The organism is Leminorella grimontii ATCC 33999 = DSM 5078 (genome assembly GCF_000439085.1).
Classification (GTDB): domain Bacteria; phylum Pseudomonadota; class Gammaproteobacteria; order Enterobacterales; family Enterobacteriaceae; genus Leminorella; species Leminorella grimontii.
This window is the reverse complement of the sequence record NZ_AUUA01000002.1, coordinates 320,593-339,387: the sequence shown is the minus strand read 5'-3', so window position 1 is coordinate 339,387 and position 18,795 is coordinate 320,593. Positions and strand designations below refer to the sequence as shown.

Below are 18,795 nucleotides of genomic sequence, written 5' to 3'. Positions count from 1 at the left end.
GGGGATGGGCCTTTACTATGCAGGCCTAATGTCGCCAAGCCCGCTGCTATAAGCAAAGGCTATGCGATAATCATGCCAGTTTATTTACTCTTCGTTAACAGGCCGTTTTTCCTGTGGCTACGGGCTATGAGTATGAACGAAAATGCAAATTTTGCATCCCAAAGTGCACTATTTTAGTGCGTTTTTTTATGCGTCGCCGCTTTTTGGTGCGACAAGGCGTTTTTTGTCGTTTTTTCAATCGTGAATGCGATCACAACCTGTTCGTGTAGGCGTTGTTTTTCACGAATCTTTATGATCTTGTTTTTTTACTGCGCCTAAAGTGTGTACAATAGCGCGCTATTTCTTATGCCTGAGGCAAATCTGTGATTGAAAATCTGCGTAACATCGCCATTATCGCGCACGTAGACCATGGTAAAACCACCCTGGTTGACAAGCTGCTGCAACTGTCAGGAACATTAGGGGAGCGTAACGACGCAGGCGAGCGCGTTATGGACTCCGGCGATCTCGAAAAAGAACGTGGGATCACTATTTTGGCCAAGAACACGGCCATTACTTGGAATAACTATCGTATTAACATCGTTGATACTCCCGGACACGCCGACTTTGGCGGCGAAGTTGAGCGGGTGATGTCAATGGTTGACTCCGTTTTGCTGCTGGTTGACGCGATGGACGGGCCGATGCCCCAAACGCGCTTCGTTACGCAAAAGGCGTTTGCCTACGGCCTTAAGCCTATCGTCGTCGTCAACAAGGTTGACCGCCCCGGCGCGCGCCCTGACTGGGTTGTAGATCAGGTTTTTGACCTGTTCGTCAACCTGGGCGCTACCGACGAGCAGTTGGACTTCCCGATTATTTTCGCATCGGCGCTTAACGGCGTCGCCGGTCTGGACCACAACGACCTGGCTGACAACATGGACCCGCTGTTTGAAGCGATCGTCAAACACGTTGCGCCGCCGGCTGTCGACCTCGACGGTCCGTTCCAGATGCAGATTTCCCAGCTGGACTACAACAGTTACGTTGGCGTTATCGGCGTAGGCCGCATCAAGCGCGGTAAAGTGAAGCCGAACCAGCAGGTCACCATCATCGACAGCGAAGGCCAGCGTCGTAACGGCAAGATTGGCCAGGTGCTGGGCCACATGGGCCTGAAGCGCTATGAAGCCGACGTGGCGGAAGCGGGCGATATCGTCGCTATCACCGGCCTAGGCGAGCTGAACATCTCCGATACGGTCTGTGACGTTTCTACGCCTGAAGCGCTGCCGCCGCTGACGGTCGACGAACCGACGGTCACCATGTTCTTCTGCGTCAACACCTCGCCGTTCTGCGGCAAAGAGGGTAAATACGTGACGTCGCGTCAGATCCTCGACCGCCTGCGTAAAGAGCTGGTGCACAACGTGGCGCTGCGCGTAGAAGAAACCGAAGACCCGGATGCGTTCCGCGTTTCCGGCCGCGGCGAGCTTCACCTGTCCGTTCTTATCGAAAACATGCGTCGTGAAGGCTACGAGCTGGCGGTATCTCGCCCGAAGGTTATCTTCCGCGGCAAACAGGAACCGTTTGAGCAGGTGACCGTAGATATCGAAGAGCAGCATCAGGGGCCTCTGATGGAAGCGCTAGGCCTGCGTAAGGGCGAATTGCGCGACATGGTGCCGGACGGCAAAGGCCGCGTGCGTTTAGACTACGTGATCCCAAGCCGCGGGCTTATCGGCTTCCGTACCGAGTTCATGACCATGACTTCCGGTACCGGCCTGCTGTACTCCACCTTCAGCCACTACGACGACATTCGTCCGGGCGAAATCGGCCAGCGCAACAACGGCGTTATGATTTCCAACGGTACGGGTAAAGCGTTGGCTTACGCGCTCTACAGCCTGCAAGATCGCGGCCGCCTGTTCCTGGGCCACGGCGTAGAAGTGTACGAAGGCCAGATCATCGGCATTCACACCCGTTCTAACGACCTGACGGTCAATTGTCTGACCGGTAAGAAGCTGACCAACGTTCGCGCATCGGGCACCGATGAAGCGACGACGCTGTCTCCGGCAATCAAGATGACCCTTGAGCAAGCGCTCGAGTTTATCGATGACGATGAGCTGGTCGAAGTGACGCCGCAGTCTATCCGCCTGCGCAAACGTCACCTGACGGAAAACGACCGTAAGCGCGCGTATCGCAGCGGGAAAGAGTAACGGGTTGTTGATACAGTCCGATAGATACAGAGGGGCCGCAAGGCCCCTTTGCTTTTTTATACGGCAGATTAAAAAGCAGATGGCAGAAGTAGAAAAAGCCGTTCGGACCCAGTAAGGTGAAACCCTGCCTATTTCTTTTACGTTGAAAAAAGGATGTTTCTTCGATGAATAACATACCGTTTGCCGATTTTGACCTTACCGACTTCTGGGAAGACAGCGAGTATGCGCGTAAAGAGTATGTCAGCGCGCTGCCCGACGACGCGCTGATTGCTGAGCTGGAACGCGAATTGGGCTATCGCCTGCCAGCCTCTTACGTTTGGCTGATGAAGCAGCAAAACGGCGGCATACCGCGTAATACTAACTACCCGACCGATGAGCCGACAAGCTGGTCGGAAGATCACATTGCTATCACTGGCATTATGGGCATCGGTAAAGAAAAGCCCTGTTCTCTCGGCGGTGACTTCGGCAGCCGCTTTTGGATTGAGGAATGGGAATATCCTGATATCGGCGTCGCCATCTGCGACTGCCCTTCGGCCGGCCATGACATGATCTTTCTTGACTACCGACACTGCGGCCCAGACGGCGAACCCGCCGTTGTGCATGTCGATCAGGAAGATGACTATAAAATCACCCATTTGGCCGATAGCTTTGAGAGTTTTATCCGCGGCCTGGTGAACGACGACGTTTACGACACCTCTGAAGAGGACAGGCTGGCCGACTTGGAGATGGTGGAAAGTGGTCAATTTTCTGAACTGCTTGCCCGGCTTTGCGCCAGCGTAGATCCTAAGCTCGACGTCGAGAAAGCCATTCGCCACACGGCAAAGCGGATCGTCGAGGAAAAGGGCTTTTTTGCCCTGCACGCCGATGAGTTTTCTTCTCTACTCTACGACATCCAGTTTTGGCTTTACGTCAGTGCTCACCCGGAAGTGACGGAAGAAACGTATTTAAAAGCCTATCCAGATATGATTGCCTTTGGCGGCGATTTCAGTACGGGAGGGTATGCGCCCGGTTTTATTACTGACTGGCTAAAGAGCAAAATCGAGCAGGGCGACATTGCAAATCGGCAGGGGACGCTTTATATGCCCGAGCAGGCAGTGGCGGCGCTGATGGAAAGGGTTGCGGCAGCGGCCCGCTGATTTTCCCACGGGCGCTATTTCTGCGCCTGCTTCAACACGGCGTTAATGCTGACAGGAAAGAAGCGGTTAACGTCCACGCCGACGTTTATCGCCCTTGGCCCCAGCGCGCTTAGTCGCTTGTGCTGTTCCGGGTCTTTGCCCGAGTTGTGGACGTGCCCGTAAAGATGGATAGCGTCTCTGAAATAGCCCTGCCACTCTAAAATCGGATAGTGGAACATCACTATCTTCTGCTTTTGGTAATCCAGCTCGTAGTAGTCTTTGACCCATTCAAACATTGATGTGTCGAACTCCGGGTCGTCTAAAAACTTGTCGTGGTTGCCGCGAATCAGGTATTTCTTGCCGTTAAGCCTGCGCAGGATTTGATTGGCGTCCTGCCCCGTGCCGCGAAAAAGGAAGTCGCCCAGAATATAAATCTCATCCCGTTCGGTGACGAGGGCATTCCAGTTGTGGATAAGCGTATCGTTCATATGGCGCACGCTTTCAAACGGCCTGCCGCACAGGTTGATGATGTTTGAATGGCAGAAGTGGGTGTCTGAGGTGAAGTAAATCATCGCTGTTTTCTTATCGTCCTTGTTATTAAGAAGAGATGTCTGGCGGGGGAAGCGGCGAAGACGAATGCCTTCGCCGGAATCGGACGTTAACCGAACAGTTTCCCTTTAAGCAGCGCCATACCCAGAGACAGCATGTCCGGGTTGACCGGCTCTTCGCCCTTCGGCGACAGCTTGTCGACGATGTCCGGCAGGTATTGGGCGATAATCGCCGATGCCTGACCGTTATCCATGCCTAATTTAGCGGAAAGCTGCTCCATCGCGGCCTGGCTGATGACGTCGCGCACCTGATCTGCGCTGATGGGCAGGTTAGCGCCGGTGCCAATCCAGGACTGAACCAGCTCGGCGAGGCCGCCCTGGCGAAATGTTTCCAGCAGGCCGGAAAGGCCGCCCTGCTGCTCAAGCCATTGAAGAATGGCCATATAGTCAACGCCGCCTTTAGAAGCGCCGTTGCCGCCGAGCATGCCGCCCAGTTGGTCTAATAAACTCATTGTGATAACTCCCGATGCCCGTTTTGTGAGGAAAGCTCCCTGCCCTGCCTCTTGAAAATGACTTTTGATAAACGCCCGGCGTGAGCCGAAAGCAGATGGTGCACAATTCGGACGTTAAACAAAATCGCGAAGGATTATACCGGAGAGCGCCTAAAATGCGCGCGTTTTTCTGCCTGGCTTCTCGGCGTGAAGTAGAAATGAAATGTCTTGAGTTCCCTCTTCTTAACCTTAATCCGGTGTGATAGCGTAGGCCTACGGATAGGTTCGCATTGAGGTAGGTGCACCATGCTGTACATTTTCGACTTGGGTAACGTAATCGTCGACATCGATTTCAAAAGAGTGTTGGGCGTGTGGAGCCGACTGAGCGGCATTCCTCTGGCGACGCTGTCCGAGCGCTTTCGCATGGGAAAACCTTTCGAAATGCACGAACGAGGCGAAATCAGCGACGAGGCGTTCGCCGACCTGCTGTGCGAAGAAATGGAGATGCCGCTGAGCTTTGCGCAGTTTGCCGAGGGCTGGCAGGCGATCTTTATCGATCAGCGCGACGATACGCTGGCGGTCATGCAGCGGCTGCGCCAAGAGGGGAATCAGGTGGTGATCCTGTCCAACACTAACGCGCTGCACTGTAGCTACTGGCCCGCACGCTTCCCCGACGTCGGCGCCTCCGCCGACAGGATCTACCTCTCCCAAGAGCTTGGCATGCGAAAGCCCGAGGTGGACATTTATCTCCACGTGCTCAGGCAGGAAGGCGCTAAGCCGGAAGACGCGCTGTTCTTCGACGACCACCGCGACAACGTTCTTAGCGCCCGGTCGATTGGCCTGCCCACGGTGCACGTTATCGACCGGCGGACGGTGCCGGACTATTTTCGCTAACGCCCCGCGGGCAACGGGTTACTTCTCCAGCAGCTGCCGCGCAAGCCTGTCGATATCCTCATAGAGCCACAGCTTACCGAGCCAGTCGCTTGGTATGCCTTGGGCGCCGTAGTAAGCCCCTGCGATCTGCCCGGCAATAGCGGCGGTGGTGTCTGCGTCGTCGCCCAGATTTGCCGCGGCCAGAACGGTTTGTTCAAAGCTGTCGCTTTGGGCAAAGCACCACAGCGCGGCCTCCAGGCTTTGTACGCAATAGCCCGTACCGAAGATGGCCGAGCGCGGCTTATCAAGGTATCGGCCCTCGGCTATCTGGCGCAGGTTTTCTTGCTCCGGCAGTTCGGCAATATCCGTCAGAACGCGCCTTTTGTCTTTCCCGCTGAGCGCATTCATCAACATCTGAGCGAACAGGCGGCAGCTTTCCACCGCTTCGGGAGCCGCATGCGTTGTGCGCGAAGAGTCGGCCGCATAGCGCAGCGTTTGCTCAGGATGGGGATAATAGTAAAGCACCGCGGGCGCGAGCCGCATCAAAGAGCCGTTGCCCGCCGTTTTAGGATCGACAGAACCGGCAAAGGGATTACCGTCCAGAGAGAATCGCCTCAGCGCCTCGGCCGTCGTTGCGCCGATATCAAAGCACTGGCCGGTGGAGCTGAAGTAGCCCCATTGCCACCAGTTCAGATAGCGGTTCATTTGGTCGCGCGCGTCAAATCCTTTACGCAGAATCAGGCTTTCCGCCAGACACAGGGCCATGGACGTATCGTCGGTCCACTGCCCGGCCTGTAGGTTAAACGGGCCGCCGCCCGTCATCTCCGTGACTTCAGGAAAGGAATCTTTAGGGCTGAACTCAACGGTGGTGCCCACGGCGTCACCGCTTGCCAGCCCCAGCAGGCATCCTCGATATCGATTTAACAGGTCAGGCATGACGTTTCCCTCTTTCTTTCCGTTATCCATACTTAATTAGGTGATTGAAGCCGGTCATTTTTTCCCTCAGCGGCGCGGTGTATTATGGCACTCCCTTTTTCATCGTAGCGAGCGGAAGCAATAAAAATATGATCGCACTGATTCAGCGAGTAACGCAGGCGAGCGTGGTGGTGGACGGCCAAACCGTCGGCGCTATCGATAACGGGCTTTTGGTGCTGCTGGGCGTAGAGAAAGACGATACGCCGGAAAAGTCGGCGCGCCTGTGCGAGCGGGTGCTGGGCTATCGAATTTTTAGCGACGAACAGGGCAAGATGAACCTGAACGTGCAGCAGGCCGGCGGCAGCGTACTGGTGGTTTCCCAGTTTACGCTGGTAGCGGATACGCAAAAGGGCATGCGCCCAAGCTTTTCTCGCGGAGCGACCCCTGCGGACGCCGAGCGCCTGTATCTCGACTTCGTGGAACGCTGCAAAGAAAAGGTGCCGACCCAAACCGGCGTTTTCGCCGCAGATATGAAGGTTTCGTTGGTCAACGATGGACCGGTGACGTTTAGCCTGCAAATTTAGGGCGAGGGACGATGTTTAATAGCAGGAAATGGATGATTCTTGGCGCGGTGGCGCTGGCGTTTATAGGTTACGTTTATTTTAGCGGCGATACGGAGTACAACAACGCGTTTCGCGCCTTTTTGCGTAGCCTTGCGCGAGCGCTGTAACTCGATAGGAAAGAGCGTAGGAAAGGAGTCTTTCAATGAAGTTCGTCCTGTTTTTCTTGACGCTGTTCTGGCCGTTGTTTCAGGCCTGCGCCGATGAAAAGAGTCCTATGGTTGATGCTTATGACGGGGAAGGGATTCTTTTCTCAGAGTACAGCAAGCAAAAAGGGCTTGGAAAAATAGACTTGGTTAATGCCGGAATGGCGGTCGAGCTGGCGGAAATCTACGTCACGCACGTTTATGGCAAAGAATGCGTTGAGAAAGAACGCCCTTTTTACGTAACCGACAAAGGTCGCTACTGGCGGATAGAGGGCTACCTGCCACCGGACATGACCGGCGGCGTTTTTCTTATCGAGATCGACAAAGAGAACGGCAGAGTGATGACGCTGTCGCACGGGAAGTAGCGAAACGAAGGGTGATTTTTCTCTATGAACGATATCGAATTTGATGAAGTTCTCTATCCGGTAGCTTGGCGGCTGAACTCAAAAGACTGTCGCCTGTCGTCAGGTGAGAAAAGGCGAATCACCCTGCTGAATACCGTGCAGGCACGGCGGCTTTGGGATTCGATTTTCCCCTTTAGCCACTTAATGGAAATGCCACGTTCATTTTGTACCGTGTTGGAAAAGAGAACGCTGGACTTTGATGACGTCGAGACGTCATCCCTGTTTTTTACCGACAGGCTGCAGGGCGTGGACGCTATTCATTTTCTCTGGGGACGTAACGCAGGTGCAACGCTCCCCGTCGACGTTTTTATCGCATCGTGGGACGATTTTTTTTATCCCAGTGATGAAAGCAGCGCTATCGTTATTCCGAATGACGATAGAGTTATCTTTTCGTATGAAGAGCATTTCTTTTATGCCCGGATAAATTAAGCGCCTTAGGCATTTCCAATGGAATATGAAAAAGTTGATGAAGAAACGGTCTTCAGCCTAGCCTAGCAGGCATTAGCGGGTGATAAAGCCCATTATCTGTTAGAAACGCTGCACGCGCACTACGCAGAGAATAAGCTATTTTCTGACGGTGGCCGAAAGGGTTGGATTATCTCCGTCAGAATGAGCGTGCCTGAGTCTTTTGAACCCGACCTGCTTTTTATTGAGGTCTCCGATCCTGGCGGAGTGGTTTATATACCGGGCGTGCTGTAACTTCCCATACTCACCGGAGTGCATATTTGGCGTTACTCTTGGCAAAAGAGTAACGCCAAAGGGAGAAATAAAAGGCTTCGCTACGCGCCAGCAAACTTGTATCTCTGGTTCAGGTCGTTAGCCAGCAGCGTGAATAGCTGATTCGTTAGCTTCTCCGTCACCTCCAGCGCTTGAGTGAATACCTTATTTTCGAACGCATTGACCAATCCGAGCGCCTTACTTGAGTCGGATTCGGCGATAAAGGCTTTCTCCAGCTTTTTCTGCATTCGCGCAAACTGCATTTCGGCGTCGCGATACCCTTTCTGAACGATGGGAGCGTACTTGTGGTAGTCAACCATGACCAGCGTCTGGAGCTTTCTGAACTTCCACTGGGCCGATTCTGAGTCCGCACTGCCGTCCGTGACCTTTTTGTACCCATCGGGGAAGTCCGTCAGGCAGCCTGGGTAGAACGGAATGTAGATAGAAATAGACGGCATGCCGTAGGAGACGTATTCCACGTTGGCGATCTGTACCGGCAGGCCGTTTCTTGACTGCAAAATGTGCGACTGCTGAGTGCGAAACAGCGAGATTGGCCGCAGGGTATAGTCCGGCATGGCGGTGTACGGCATTCTGCCGAGATTCTCGTAGGTGTTTCTAAGCCCCGCCTTTACCGCATCGATATCCATTTTGGCGGACGGTCTCTCAAATACGTTAAAGCCATCGGGCTTTTCCAGACGGGTTTTGATCCCTTTCGTGTACAGATGCTGCAGCGCATATACCCGCGGGTAGTTGTAGTAGCGGTCTTTAGCATCGTCGTGGAGCGTATAGGCCTTTTCAAAATCGAATTCGCCGTCGACCTTAGGGTTATACAGCCCGTTGTCGACGGCGTATTTAACCAGCGTCTTCGAGGCCATAAAGTGACTGGTGTCGTTTGGCTTGTATTGGCGCAGCCGGCCCTGATTGCCGGTCACGAAGTAGCTGTCATCGGGTATGCGCGTTGCCAGCCACTGGTGGCCGCTGCCGGTTTCCAGATACCAAATTTCTTTTTCATCGACAAACGCGACGCCGAAGCCTTCGCCCGCGCCCTTTTCATCGATGATTTTACCCAGCTTTGCCGCACCTTCTTTCGCGCTGGTGATATAGGGCAGAATGACGTCGGTGATGCTGTCTTCCGTGATGCCGGTATCCGGCAGGTAAGGATCGTTTTTCAGCGCGGCGTCGCTGGCAAAAATGGTTTCTGTCGCCGTCATGCCGACGCCCTTATCGTTAAAACCCGCGGCGCCCCAGGTCATTTCGTCAGCGCTTTTGCCGGGTAGCCCGTTGGAGAAAGAGGTATAGCCAAAGGCGGTTTTAGGAATGGGGTAGGTGAACCGGTTTTCATTTGCCCGAAACGTGTTACCGGCGTTTTTTCTCGCAGGATGAACCAACAGCACTTTCGACAGGCAGGGATCGTGATCTTCCGTACGGGCGATAATTCTGGAACCGTCAGTCGTCGCCTGGCTGCCGACAAGAATGGTAGTACAGGAATCATAGCGGGCGACGAGTGAAGAAACGGAGGGAATGGTAGCGGGATTATTCATTTCAAACTCCTATCCAGAGGAAGTGACGTCATAAAGCCGCGTTGGGTATGTACGATTATTACGGCTATATGGAATATCTTTTTATTACGCTCTTACCGTTTAACAACATGGGAGAATGTTTTTTAATTAGCACTGTTCTTAAAAAGAATATAACAAGCACAATTAAGAATTTTCTGTGATGGAACTCGGCTTTTATATTTTTAAATGCAGCTTTTTCTATATGAGGTTCCACCCTTTTGAGGCTGAATTATTTTATACCGCAATATCAAAATATGATTATTCAATAGATTTTCTCTGTCTTAGTGAGGCTCCATCTCGTTGATATGATTTTTAAAATTTAGAATTCAGATAAATCACAGAAGAGAAATAACTTAGCTCATTGGCTGAATGATAGTTAGGCTGACCGTATTTATATAAACTGCATGATTTATTCTTAAACGTTGATTTTATTACTCCATTGGTGATTCATTTTTTTCGTTAAAGCTGATGAAATTATCTCTTGTGCTAATAAGATACCTCGATATCTGTAATGAAACTTGATAAAAAATATCATCTTCAACAACAATTAAATTTCGAATTAGGAAAGATACTCCATCTTTTTATAGAAATTAGCCGCGCTTTTACGCTTTTAATCAACGTGACGCTAAAACCAGCCGGAACGCCAAGGTGACCTACCGGAAGCTAACTGTGAATGCTTATAAAGCCAAAGCGCCGCATTTTTGCGTTACCTTTTGGCTCCCCCCATTGCCCTTTCCCCCTGAACGCGCTATCAATATAAAAAAACTATAACCACAACAACAACCAGAGAGCCTTTATGTACCACCTGCGCGTCCCCGCTACCGAACAAGAGCTAAACGACTACTATCAGTTTCGTTGGGAAATGCTGCGTAAGCCGCTGAATCAGCCGATTGGTTCGGAGAAGGACGGCTACGATCTGACGGCTTACCATCAGATGATTATCGATGCGCAGGGGCGGGTGGTGGCCGTCGGGCGGCTATACGTGAATGCGGACAACGAGGGTTCCATCCGCTTTCTGGCGGTGGCGGAGGACGTCCGCTATAAGGGGCTGGGAACGCTTCTGGCGATGACGCTGGAGTCGATAGCGCGTCAGGAAGGGGTAAAGCGGATCGTCTGCCGAGCGCGTGAAGAAACGGTCTCCTTTTTTGAAAAGCTTGGCTTCGTCAATCAGGGGGAAGTCACGGCGCCACTGACCACGCCGGTACGCCATTTTTTAATGCGTAAGCCCGTCGCCTCGCTGGACGATATTCTCCACCATCCCGACTGGTGCGCCGAGCTGCAAAACGCCTGGCACGGCTCTATTCCCCTCAGCGAAAAGATGGGCGTTCGCATCGTTCAATATACGGGCCAGCGGTTTATTACCACCATGTCCCAGAGCGTTAATACCAACCTGCACCAGACTCAGTTCGCCGGCAGCCTGTTTTCGCTGGCGACCCTGACCGGCTGGGGGCTGATTTGGCTGCTGCTTCAGGAGCAGCGGCTCGGCGGAGCCATCGTGCTGGTGGATGCCCACGTTCGCTATCATAAGCCGGTCAGCGGTCGGGCAATCGCGACGGCTGAGCGAGGCTCGGTTAAGGGCGACTTGGACCGTTTGGCGAAAGGGCGCAAGGCCCGGGTGCAGCTCGAAGTGCACGTTTGTGGAGAAGGCGACGTCGGCTGCGTTTTTGAAGGAACCTATATGGTGCTTCCAGAGGCGCATTAACGCGCCTTTCCCCTTCCTAGAACAAAGGCTGCGGAGCCGGGCTTTCTTCCTGTGGCTGCTGCGTTGGCGTCTCCTGCGCTGGTACCGCCTTTTGTTCGTCCGGATAGCGCTGGCCGTCGTCGCCCTGAATAGACAGCGAGCTTTTCAAATCGGGCTTCGCTTCAGCGCCCTTAAGGCTTCCTTTCAGCGTTAGTTTGAGGCTGCCGTTTCCCTTCAGCGGCACCGGCTCCCAGCCCCAGTTTTGTAAGATATTCACCGAAACGCCGCGCCCGCTTAGCGAGAGATCGAGCGGCCTGTCGCTGCTCTGGCCGATGGTTGCCTGCCCTTCCAGCAGCCCGGTTGCGGTGAAGGCGCTGGTGTCGCTAAAGGTAATCGCGTTGGCGTCAGCGTTTACAACGGTGGACGGGTGGCGCAGATCGGTTTTATTCAGCGTCGCCGCAGAGGCGTTAACGGTCAGATTGCCTTTCCATAGGCCGAATTGGCGGTCTTTGACGAGATGTAGATCGCTGCCGCTGCTGTCGAGCGAGGTGAACTGGAACGGAAAGTCGGGATTGATATCAATGATAATGCTGCGATTGACGGCCAACTTATTGACGTACAGTTCGCGAAGCCAGTCGGGCATCGGCTCCAGAAGGGCGCTTTTCCAGCTTTGCGGCAGCGTATAGAGCAGAGAAGTCAGCGCGACGTCGTCAAGCCGCAGGGTATGGTCTTTACGCGACCAGGCGCCGGTAGCGCGCACCAGGCCGTCCTGCCAGCGGCTGCTGAACTGTTTGATTTTTAGCGTATCGCCTTCCAGTTCCAGATTTAGCACCGGATTCACCAGATGCTGGTCGCCCAGCACGACGTCATAGGCGTTGAACAGCGCGCTGCCGGCGTCAGCCTGCCATAGGCCGCCTTCTCGCCGGAGGTCTTTTAAAGACAGTGAGAAGTCGCTAAGCGCCCAGCCGTCGCCCTGAATGTTAGTGTTGATAAGGTCGGCGCGATTTAGCGTTAGGCTTACGCCGTCAACGTAGTTGTCTATTTGCGTTAAAAGCGCAGGCAGCGCCTGATGGCTTTGATACTTGACGTCGCTCAGGCGAAAGTAGTCTATCGTCCAACGGCCGTCCGGCGCGCGTTTGGCGCTGCCGGTCAGCAGGCCTCCGGCCAGGTCGGCGCCGACGTTGGTAAGCAGCAGCTGGTTATCCCGTACGTCGCCCTGAATCAGAACGTTGGCGGTTTCCAGCTCGTTGAGCCAAAGCTTTGACGCGCTGAATTCAAAGTGGGCGTTGTCGGTTGGAATCAGGTCGGACGTCAGTCTCCACGGAAGAAAGCCGCCGTTGACGCCTTCGCCTTTCAGCGCTATCTCGGACGTTTTAACGTCGACGGACACGTTGCGCAGCTGCAGGCGTTGGCTCCTGACGTCCGGCGCGCCGGTTTTATCGGCCGAAAGCGTGAGCGCTCCTCCGTCTACTTCCAGTGAGGCAAAGCTGAGCGGCGTTTGCCAGAAGCCATCGCCTAAGTCGACGGTGAGTTTCTGCGCCTTTACCAGCGGCTCACGCTCTTTTACGCCAAACTCGGCCTGATTCAGCGTCAGCCTGAAGGGCGAGCTCAGGCTGTAGTCCAGATTGCTGAAAGCCAACCGGTAGGGCGAGTTGTTGCTTATCCATTGGCTTATCCATCCCGCGGCGTAGCCGGTTTGCGCAATAAAATAGAGCGCAGCGACGCCCAGAACGATGACGATAAGAAGCGTGTAAAAAGCTTTACGGATAAGTGCCATAGCCGGATTTAAACCACGGTAGCTGATGATAGGCATATTTTATGCCCCATTTGGCGAGGAATCTCAATGATGACGTCGAGGATTTCGAGAAAGAACGCGGTTTTTCCTTAACGAGCTGCCGTTATCAGCCGTTCGTTAAGGAACTATAAAAGCCCCTTTAGCTCGTCTGCACACAGGCTGGCCTCAAAAGGAATGACCTCGGCGGTCGCTAGGCCTAAACGTTGGAAAGGGTCCATTTGTAGACGGCGATGCAGGCTTTCAATACTGTCGCTTTTAGCGAGGATCACGCCGCCGGTTCGAGGGATTTTTCGGCCCGAGGCAAGAAATACGCCGTCGGCATAGCCCTGTTTCAGCCACTCAACGTGAGCCGGTATTTGTTCATCAATTTCGCTCAGGGGTTTGACGTAATTTAAGACGACAACATAAATCATACTCATACTGAAGGCCTTATGGTGTGAAGCGTGGAAATCAGAAAACGCGGTTGAAGCCGCCGCTTTGCGTTACTCACTGCGGGTCGTGGGGTCGGTTTGGGGATGAGCGCAAGGAAAGGGCGACAAGCGGCATTGTAACCGCTTGTCGTAGGACAGAATTTACTTCTCGTGCGGAAACACCAGGTTCAGCACGATGGCGGTAATGCCGCCAGCCGCGATGCCGGAGGATAGCAGGGTTTTCAGCCATTCGGGGGCGAACTGCAGGATCTGCGGCTGTTGAGAAACCCCTAGGCCGACCGCCAGCGACAGCGCCATAATCATGATGGCGCGGCGGTTAAGCTTCTCGCGAGAAACGATGCGCACGCCCGATGCGGCGATAGTACCGAACATCACGATGGTCGCGCCGCCCAGCACCGGTTCCGGAATGCTGAGAACGAACTGGCTGACGACCGGGAACAGGCCGAGCAGCACCAGCATGATGGCAACCACGTAGCCTACGTAGCGGCTGGCTACGCCGGTCAGCTGGATAACGCCGTTGTTTTGGCCGAAGCAGGAGTTCGGAAAGGTGTTAAACACCGCAGACAGCATAGAGTTCAAGCCGTTGGCCAGTACGCCGCCCTTCAGGCGCTTCATGTAGACCGGGCCGGTCACCGGCTGTTCGGAAACGTCAGACGTGGCGGTAATATCGCCGATGGTTTCCAGCGAAGTGATCATAAACACCAGCATAAGCGGGATAAGCAGCGTCCAGTCTATACCTAAGCCGTAGTAAAGCGGCGTTGGCACCATAATCAGCTCGCTTTCCACCTTGGCCTGCTCCGGCAGCATCCCCATCGCCCAGGCCAGCAGGTAACCGATGGCCATCGCAATCACCAGCGAGGAAACCCGCAGGTACGGATTGCGCTGGCGGTTAAGTAGAATGATGGTGGCGAGAACGACGCCGGCCAAAAGCAGGTTGCTTGGCGAACCGAAGGTGTTATTGGTTTCGGACATGGCGCCGTAGCCGCCGCCGATGGAAATCAGGCCGACCTGAATCAGCGACAGACCGATAATCATCACCACAATGCCGGAAACCAGCGGCGTAATGATGCGCTGGGCCAGATGCAGAATGCGCGAAAGGAAGATTTCCGTACAGGAGGCCAGCATCAGCGTGCCGAACAGCGTGGCCATCATGGTCGGCACGTCCGCGCCGCCGTTTTTCAGCGCAGTTCCGCCCATAATCAGCGGGGCGACGAAGTTAAAGCTGGTGCCCTGAATGGACAGCAGGCCCGAACCGACCGGCCCCCATGTGCGGATTTGTAACAGAGAGGCGAGCCCGGAAGCGAACAGCGACATGCTGATGATATGTTGGGTGTCCTGCGCGGGAAGCCCCAGCGCTTGACAGATAAGCATTGCCGGCGTGATGACGGCGACGAACATCGCCAGCAGGTGCTGCAGTGCGGCAAACAGAGTCTGCGCCAGCGGCGGACGGTCCTCAAGGTGGTAGATAAGTTCACTGCGCGAGGGCTTGGTTTGCGGCTCTGCGCGGGCAACGGGGGTAGAATCCGGGATGAGATCGGCGCTGCTCATAGGGGAAAGAAAACCTCTGAAGTTACAAAGTGGGCATTTTAATCGAATTAAAATTTATCGCAACCGTTTGCGCATACGTTTGCTGATTTAAAGAAAATGGCATTTGGCTACGGGCGTCGCGAATCGGTTGAATCGGGCGTCGGTTTGGCCCATTCTCGATAAAAACAGTCGGAGTAAAGAATGAAAAAGATAATGCTCATCGGTTTTGGCGGCATGGCGCATGAGGTGATAGCTCGACTGCCGCAGGGCGTTTCCGTTGGCTGGATTGTCGCCCGCGAGCGCCATCATGCGGCGATCGCCCAGCTCAGCGGAGGAGCGATAAAAGCCATTTCACATCCTATCGAGTGTAGCGAACGCCCCGATCTGGTGCTGGAATGCGCCAGCCAGCAGGCGGTGAAAGAGTTCGGCGAAGCGGTGCTAAGCCGAGGCTGGGATTTAGCGTTGGCCTCCACCGGCGCGCTGGCGCAGGCTCAACTGTTCGAAACGCTGCGCACTACGGCGCGGATTAATCACGCAAAGCTGACGATCCTCTCTGGCGCGGTGGCCGGCATGGATGGGCTGGCGGCGGCGCGGGAAGGTGGGCTGGAAAGTGTTACCTATGTCTCCAACAAAAGCCCGGCAAGCTGGCGAGGAAGCCCGGCGGAACAGCTTGTCGATCTCGATAACGTCAGTGAAGCAACGGTGTTTTTTGAAGGCTCGGCCCGCGAGGCGGCGCAGACCTTCCCCGCGAACGCTAACGTAGCAGCCACTATCGCCCTGATGGGTATCGGTATGGACAACACTCAGGTGCAGCTTCGCGTTGACCCCCACACCCGACGCAATACCCACCGCATCCAGGCGGCGGGCGCGTTCGGCGAGTTTCATATTGAGCTTAACGGCAATACGCTTTCCAGCAATCCGAAAACGTCGATGCTGGCCGCGCTCAGCGCGGTAGAAGCCTGTCGGCGGCTGGTGGACGACGGTTTGGCGGCATAGACGCATAGATCGTCAGGCGTGGGTGTACTTCGCGCTCTCCGGCAGCCAGCGCTCAATCAGGGCGCTGGCGCTGTCGGGGTGATTTTGGTGGATATAGCGGGCGACGCGCTGGACTTCCGGGATCATGGACTGGTCGCGCAGCAGGTCCGCCACTTTAAACTCGGTAATGCCGGTTTGTCTGGTTCCCAGCAGCTCGCCGGGGCCGCGAATCTCCAGATCTTTCTGGGCGATAACGAAGCCGTCGTTGCTGTCGCGCAGCACCTGCAGGCGCTTTTGCGCCGTTTTGCTCAGCGGCGTTTTGTACAGCAGCACGCAGTGGGAGGCGACGGCGCCGCGGCCTACTCGCCCGCGCAGCTGATGGAGCTGGGCAAGCCCCAAGCGCTCAGGGTTTTCGATAATCATCAGGCTGGCGTTCGGCACGTCGACGCCGACCTCAATGACCGTCGTGGCGACCAGCAGCTGCAGCTCGCCCTGCTTAAAGGCCTGCATGACCGCCTGCTTTTCCTGCGACTTCATGCGGCCGTGCACCAGGCCGATGCTCAGCTCCGGCAGGACGGACTTCAACTCTTCGGCGGTTGCTTCCGCCGCCTGGGCTTCCAGCACGTCGGACTCTTCAATCAGGGTACACACCCAATAGGCCTGACGGCCTTCCTGCTTACAGGCGCTTTGAACGCGGGCAATCACGTCATCGCGCCGCGAGTCGGGGATAGCAACCGTGGTGACCGGCGTACGCCCCGGCGGCAGCTCGTCGATAACCGAGGTATCCATGTCCGCATAGGCGGTCATCGCCAACGTGCGGGGGATCGGAGTGGCGGTCATCACCAGCTGGTGCGGGTGGAACCCCTGTTCTTCGCCCTTTTCCCACAGCGCCAGCCGCTGGTGGACGCCAAAGCGGTGCTGTTCATCGATGATAACCAGCGCCAGTGACGAAAATTTCACCTGCTCCTGGAAGATGGCGTGAGTGCCGATCACCATAGACACTTCGCCCGAAGCGACGGCGGCCATCTGCTCCTGGCGCGCCTTGCCCTTTTGCTTGCCGGCCAGCCAGCCGACCTTGATGCCCAGCGGCTCAAACCACTGGCGAAAGCCGTTGGCGTGCTGTTCGGCCAAAAGCTCGGTCGGTGCCATCAGCGCGACCTGTTTGCCGCTTTCTATCGCTGCCAGCGCCGCCAGCGCTGCGACCAGCGTCTTGCCGGAGCCGACGTCGCCCTGCACCAGCCGCATCATGGGGTAGGGCTTTGCCAAGTCTTGCTCAATTTCTGCGACAACGCGCGTCTGCGCACCGGTAGGGCTAAACGGCAGTGAGGACAGCAGGCATCTTTTCAACGCCTCGCCGCCCGCCAACGCCTGTGCGCGATAGCTTTGCGCGCCGGCGCGCGTGGCCAGCATGCTGAGATTGTGGGCCAGCAGCTCTTCCAAAATCAGCCGCCGCTGTGCGGGGTGTTGGCCCTGTTCAAGGGTGGCGAGCTGAATGTCCGGCGGCGGACGGTGAAGGGTTTTCAGCGCCTGCGGCAGGCTGATGAGGTTGCCCAGAAGCTCGGCGGGCAGCAGCTCAACGACGGCGCAGGTGTCCAGCAGCGCAAGGGCCTGATCGGTCAATTTGCGCAGCGTTGCCTGTCGTACCCCTTCGGTGGTGGGGTAAACCGGCGTCAGGTTTTCTTCTAACTCGATGGCGTCCCGATCGCCTTGAATTCGGTATTCCGGATGGAGGATCTCTGCGCCGTGCGTACCGCGCTTTACTTCACCGTAGGCCTTGACCCGCCGGCCCGCCGACAGGCCGTTTTTCATCGCGGCGTTGAAGTTGAAAAAGCGCATGGTAAGCACGCCGGTGCCGTCGGTAATCTGACACGTCAGCATGCGGCGGCGGCCAAAAACGATGTCGCAGCGAACGACTTCGCCCTCGACGGTGGCGTGGAGCCCCGGCAGCAGCTCGCCAATAGGATAAAGGCGCGTACGGTCTTCGTAGCGCATGGGGAGGTGGAACAGCAGGTCCTGTACGGTGAACAGGCCGAGCTTGGCCAGCTTCGCCGACTGGCTGGCGCCGACTCCGGAGAGGGCGCTGAGAGGAACGGCGTCCAGCAGGCGGCCCTTCATGGCTTAGTCCTTCCTACTCTTAGGCTTGAGCGCCTGCATGGCGGCCCACCAGGCGTCGTCGGCGACGATCTCGCCGTTTTCATCAATGAGCGGCTGAGGCAACCCCTTGCGCTTGGCGACGTTGGCCAACACCGGATAGCCGCCTTCAAATAGAAAGCGCTGCTGTTCTTCAATGCTCAGCGTGCTGCCTTCCCGCCGGTACATGCCGGCGTTCTGGCGTTGGCGCTGGGCCTCATACAGGATCAGGGCCGAGGCGACCGACACGTTGAGCGACTGCACCATGCCGATCATCGGAATAATGATATCCCGATCGGCCAGCGCCAGCGCTTCCTTGGTGATGCCGCTTTTTTCCTGCCCCAGCAGGATGCAGGTTGGGCGGGTGTAGTCGATGTCGCGAAAGTCGACGGCGCTGTCCGACAGGTTGGTCGCCAGAATCTGCATGCCCTGCTGCTTAAGGTGGCCGACGGCGCTCTGAATATCGCGATGGGTTTTCACCTTTACCCAGCTGTTGCTGCCCGCGGCGCTGGCAACCTGCGTGCGCATGCGCTCATGGGGCCAAACCGCGTGCACTTCGTGTACGCCGACGGCGTCAGCGGTGCGGATAATGGCGGACACGTTGTGGGGCTTGTGAACCTGCTCAAGGCAGACCGTCAGATCGGTCTGCCTGGTGGCCAGCATATGGCGTATGCGGGCGTAACGTTCTGGAGACATA

At 55.7% G+C, this 18,795-nt stretch carries 18 protein-coding genes; 9 read left to right on the top strand and 9 right to left on the bottom strand.

All coding sequences use genetic code 11. From position 1 onward, the window contains the following. The first annotated feature begins 362 nt into the window (after nt 1-362). Both typA and G544_RS0106035 read left to right on the top strand, forming a co-directional pair. Nucleotides 363-2,171 (top strand): translational GTPase TypA, encoded by a 1,809-nt coding sequence (gene typA, locus G544_RS0106040; protein ID WP_027273763.1) that lies wholly within the window; start codon nt 363-365, stop codon nt 2,169-2,171. 164 nt (nt 2,172-2,335) lie between these two features. Then, nucleotides 2,336-3,307 (top strand): SMI1/KNR4 family protein, encoded by a 972-nt coding sequence (locus G544_RS0106035; RefSeq protein WP_027273762.1) that lies wholly within the window; start codon nt 2,336-2,338, stop codon nt 3,305-3,307. A gap of 14 nt (nt 3,308-3,321) precedes the next feature. Here G544_RS0106035 and G544_RS0106030 read toward each other — a convergent pair whose 3' ends face one another. Together G544_RS0106030 and G544_RS0106025 are read right to left on the bottom strand one after the other, a co-directional pair. After that, on the bottom strand, nt 3,322-3,858 hold the full coding sequence (locus G544_RS0106030; protein WP_027273761.1) for a metallophosphoesterase: 537 nt from the start codon (nt 3,856-3,858) through the stop codon (nt 3,322-3,324). A gap of 86 nt (nt 3,859-3,944) precedes the next feature. Next, nucleotides 3,945-4,346 (bottom strand): YidB family protein, encoded by a 402-nt coding sequence (locus tag G544_RS0106025; RefSeq protein ID WP_027273760.1) that lies wholly within the window; start codon nt 4,344-4,346, stop codon nt 3,945-3,947. Nucleotides 4,347-4,631: 285 nt separating this feature from the next. On the opposite strand from G544_RS0106025, the gene yihX reads away from it, so the two are divergent. Continuing rightward, nucleotides 4,632-5,219 (top strand): glucose-1-phosphatase, encoded by a 588-nt coding sequence (yihX, locus tag G544_RS0106020; protein ID WP_027273759.1) that lies wholly within the window; start codon nt 4,632-4,634, stop codon nt 5,217-5,219. Nucleotides 5,220-5,237: 18 nt separating this feature from the next. On the opposite strand, the gene G544_RS0106015 is transcribed toward yihX, so the two are convergent. Further along, on the bottom strand, nt 5,238-6,134 hold the full coding sequence (locus G544_RS0106015) for an ADP-ribosylglycohydrolase family protein (RefSeq protein WP_027273758.1): 897 nt from the start codon (nt 6,132-6,134) through the stop codon (nt 5,238-5,240). A gap of 128 nt (nt 6,135-6,262) precedes the next feature. On the opposite strand from G544_RS0106015, the gene dtd reads away from it, so the two are divergent. Genes dtd through G544_RS22340 form a run of 4 tightly spaced genes read left to right on the top strand, consistent with a single transcriptional unit; the run spans nt 6,263 to nt 7,712 of the window. After that, nucleotides 6,263-6,697, top strand: a complete 435-nt coding sequence (dtd, locus tag G544_RS0106010; RefSeq protein ID WP_027273757.1) for a D-aminoacyl-tRNA deacylase — start codon at nt 6,263-6,265, stop codon at nt 6,695-6,697. Between the two features lie 11 nt (nt 6,698-6,708). Continuing rightward, a complete protein-coding gene (locus G544_RS22595; RefSeq protein WP_255309095.1) occupies nt 6,709-6,843 on the top strand; it encodes a hypothetical protein in 135 nt (44 codons plus the stop codon). Between the two features lie 35 nt (nt 6,844-6,878). Then, nucleotides 6,879-7,244 (top strand): YbbC/YhhH family protein, encoded by a 366-nt coding sequence (locus G544_RS20045; protein WP_051155596.1) that lies wholly within the window; start codon nt 6,879-6,881, stop codon nt 7,242-7,244. 24 nt (nt 7,245-7,268) lie between these two features. Then, nucleotides 7,269-7,712 (top strand): hypothetical protein, encoded by a 444-nt coding sequence (locus G544_RS22340; RefSeq protein ID WP_027273756.1) that lies wholly within the window; start codon nt 7,269-7,271, stop codon nt 7,710-7,712. 350 nt (nt 7,713-8,062) lie between these two features. Here G544_RS22340 and G544_RS0105985 read toward each other — a convergent pair whose 3' ends face one another. After that, nucleotides 8,063-9,541, bottom strand: a complete 1,479-nt coding sequence (locus tag G544_RS0105985) for a C69 family dipeptidase (protein WP_027273755.1) — start codon at nt 9,539-9,541, stop codon at nt 8,063-8,065. Between the two features lie 814 nt (nt 9,542-10,355). On the opposite strand from G544_RS0105985, the gene fabY reads away from it, so the two are divergent. After that, nucleotides 10,356-11,261 (top strand): fatty acid biosynthesis protein FabY, encoded by a 906-nt coding sequence (gene fabY / locus G544_RS0105980; protein WP_027273754.1) that lies wholly within the window; start codon nt 10,356-10,358, stop codon nt 11,259-11,261. Nucleotides 11,262-11,277: 16 nt separating this feature from the next. Here fabY and G544_RS20030 read toward each other — a convergent pair whose 3' ends face one another. From G544_RS20030 to G544_RS0105965, 3 genes are all read right to left on the bottom strand, one after another. Then, nucleotides 11,278-13,053, bottom strand: a complete 1,776-nt coding sequence (locus G544_RS20030) for an AsmA family protein (protein WP_051155595.1) — start codon at nt 13,051-13,053, stop codon at nt 11,278-11,280. Nucleotides 13,054-13,160: 107 nt separating this feature from the next. Further along, nucleotides 13,161-13,454, bottom strand: coding sequence for a YciI family protein (locus G544_RS0105970; RefSeq protein WP_027273753.1), 294 nt, complete (start codon nt 13,452-13,454; stop codon nt 13,161-13,163). Nucleotides 13,455-13,607: 153 nt separating this feature from the next. Next, nucleotides 13,608-15,014, bottom strand: coding sequence for a uracil-xanthine permease family protein (locus G544_RS0105965; RefSeq protein ID WP_036023393.1), 1,407 nt, complete (start codon nt 15,012-15,014; stop codon nt 13,608-13,610). A gap of 180 nt (nt 15,015-15,194) precedes the next feature. Here G544_RS0105965 and G544_RS0105960 point away from each other — a divergent pair, with 180 nt between their 5' ends. Then, a complete protein-coding gene (locus tag G544_RS0105960) occupies nt 15,195-15,989 on the top strand; it encodes an aspartate dehydrogenase (protein WP_027273751.1) in 795 nt (264 codons plus the stop codon). A 12-nt stretch (nt 15,990-16,001) separates the two neighbouring features. Here the strand turns inward: G544_RS0105960 and recG are convergent, their stop codons facing one another. Both recG and trmH read right to left on the bottom strand, forming a co-directional pair. After that, entirely contained in the window at nt 16,002-18,083 is a 2,082-nt protein-coding gene (gene recG / locus G544_RS0105955; protein ID WP_027273750.1) for an ATP-dependent DNA helicase RecG, read from the bottom strand. A 3-nt stretch (nt 18,084-18,086) separates the two neighbouring features. Beyond that, nucleotides 18,087-18,794 carry a tRNA (guanosine(18)-2'-O)-methyltransferase TrmH gene (gene trmH / locus G544_RS0105950; protein WP_027273749.1) on the bottom strand — a complete coding sequence of 236 codons (708 nt, stop codon included), beginning with the start codon at nt 18,792-18,794 and terminating at the stop codon, nt 18,087-18,089. Between the last annotated feature and the right edge of the window lies 1 nt (nt 18,795).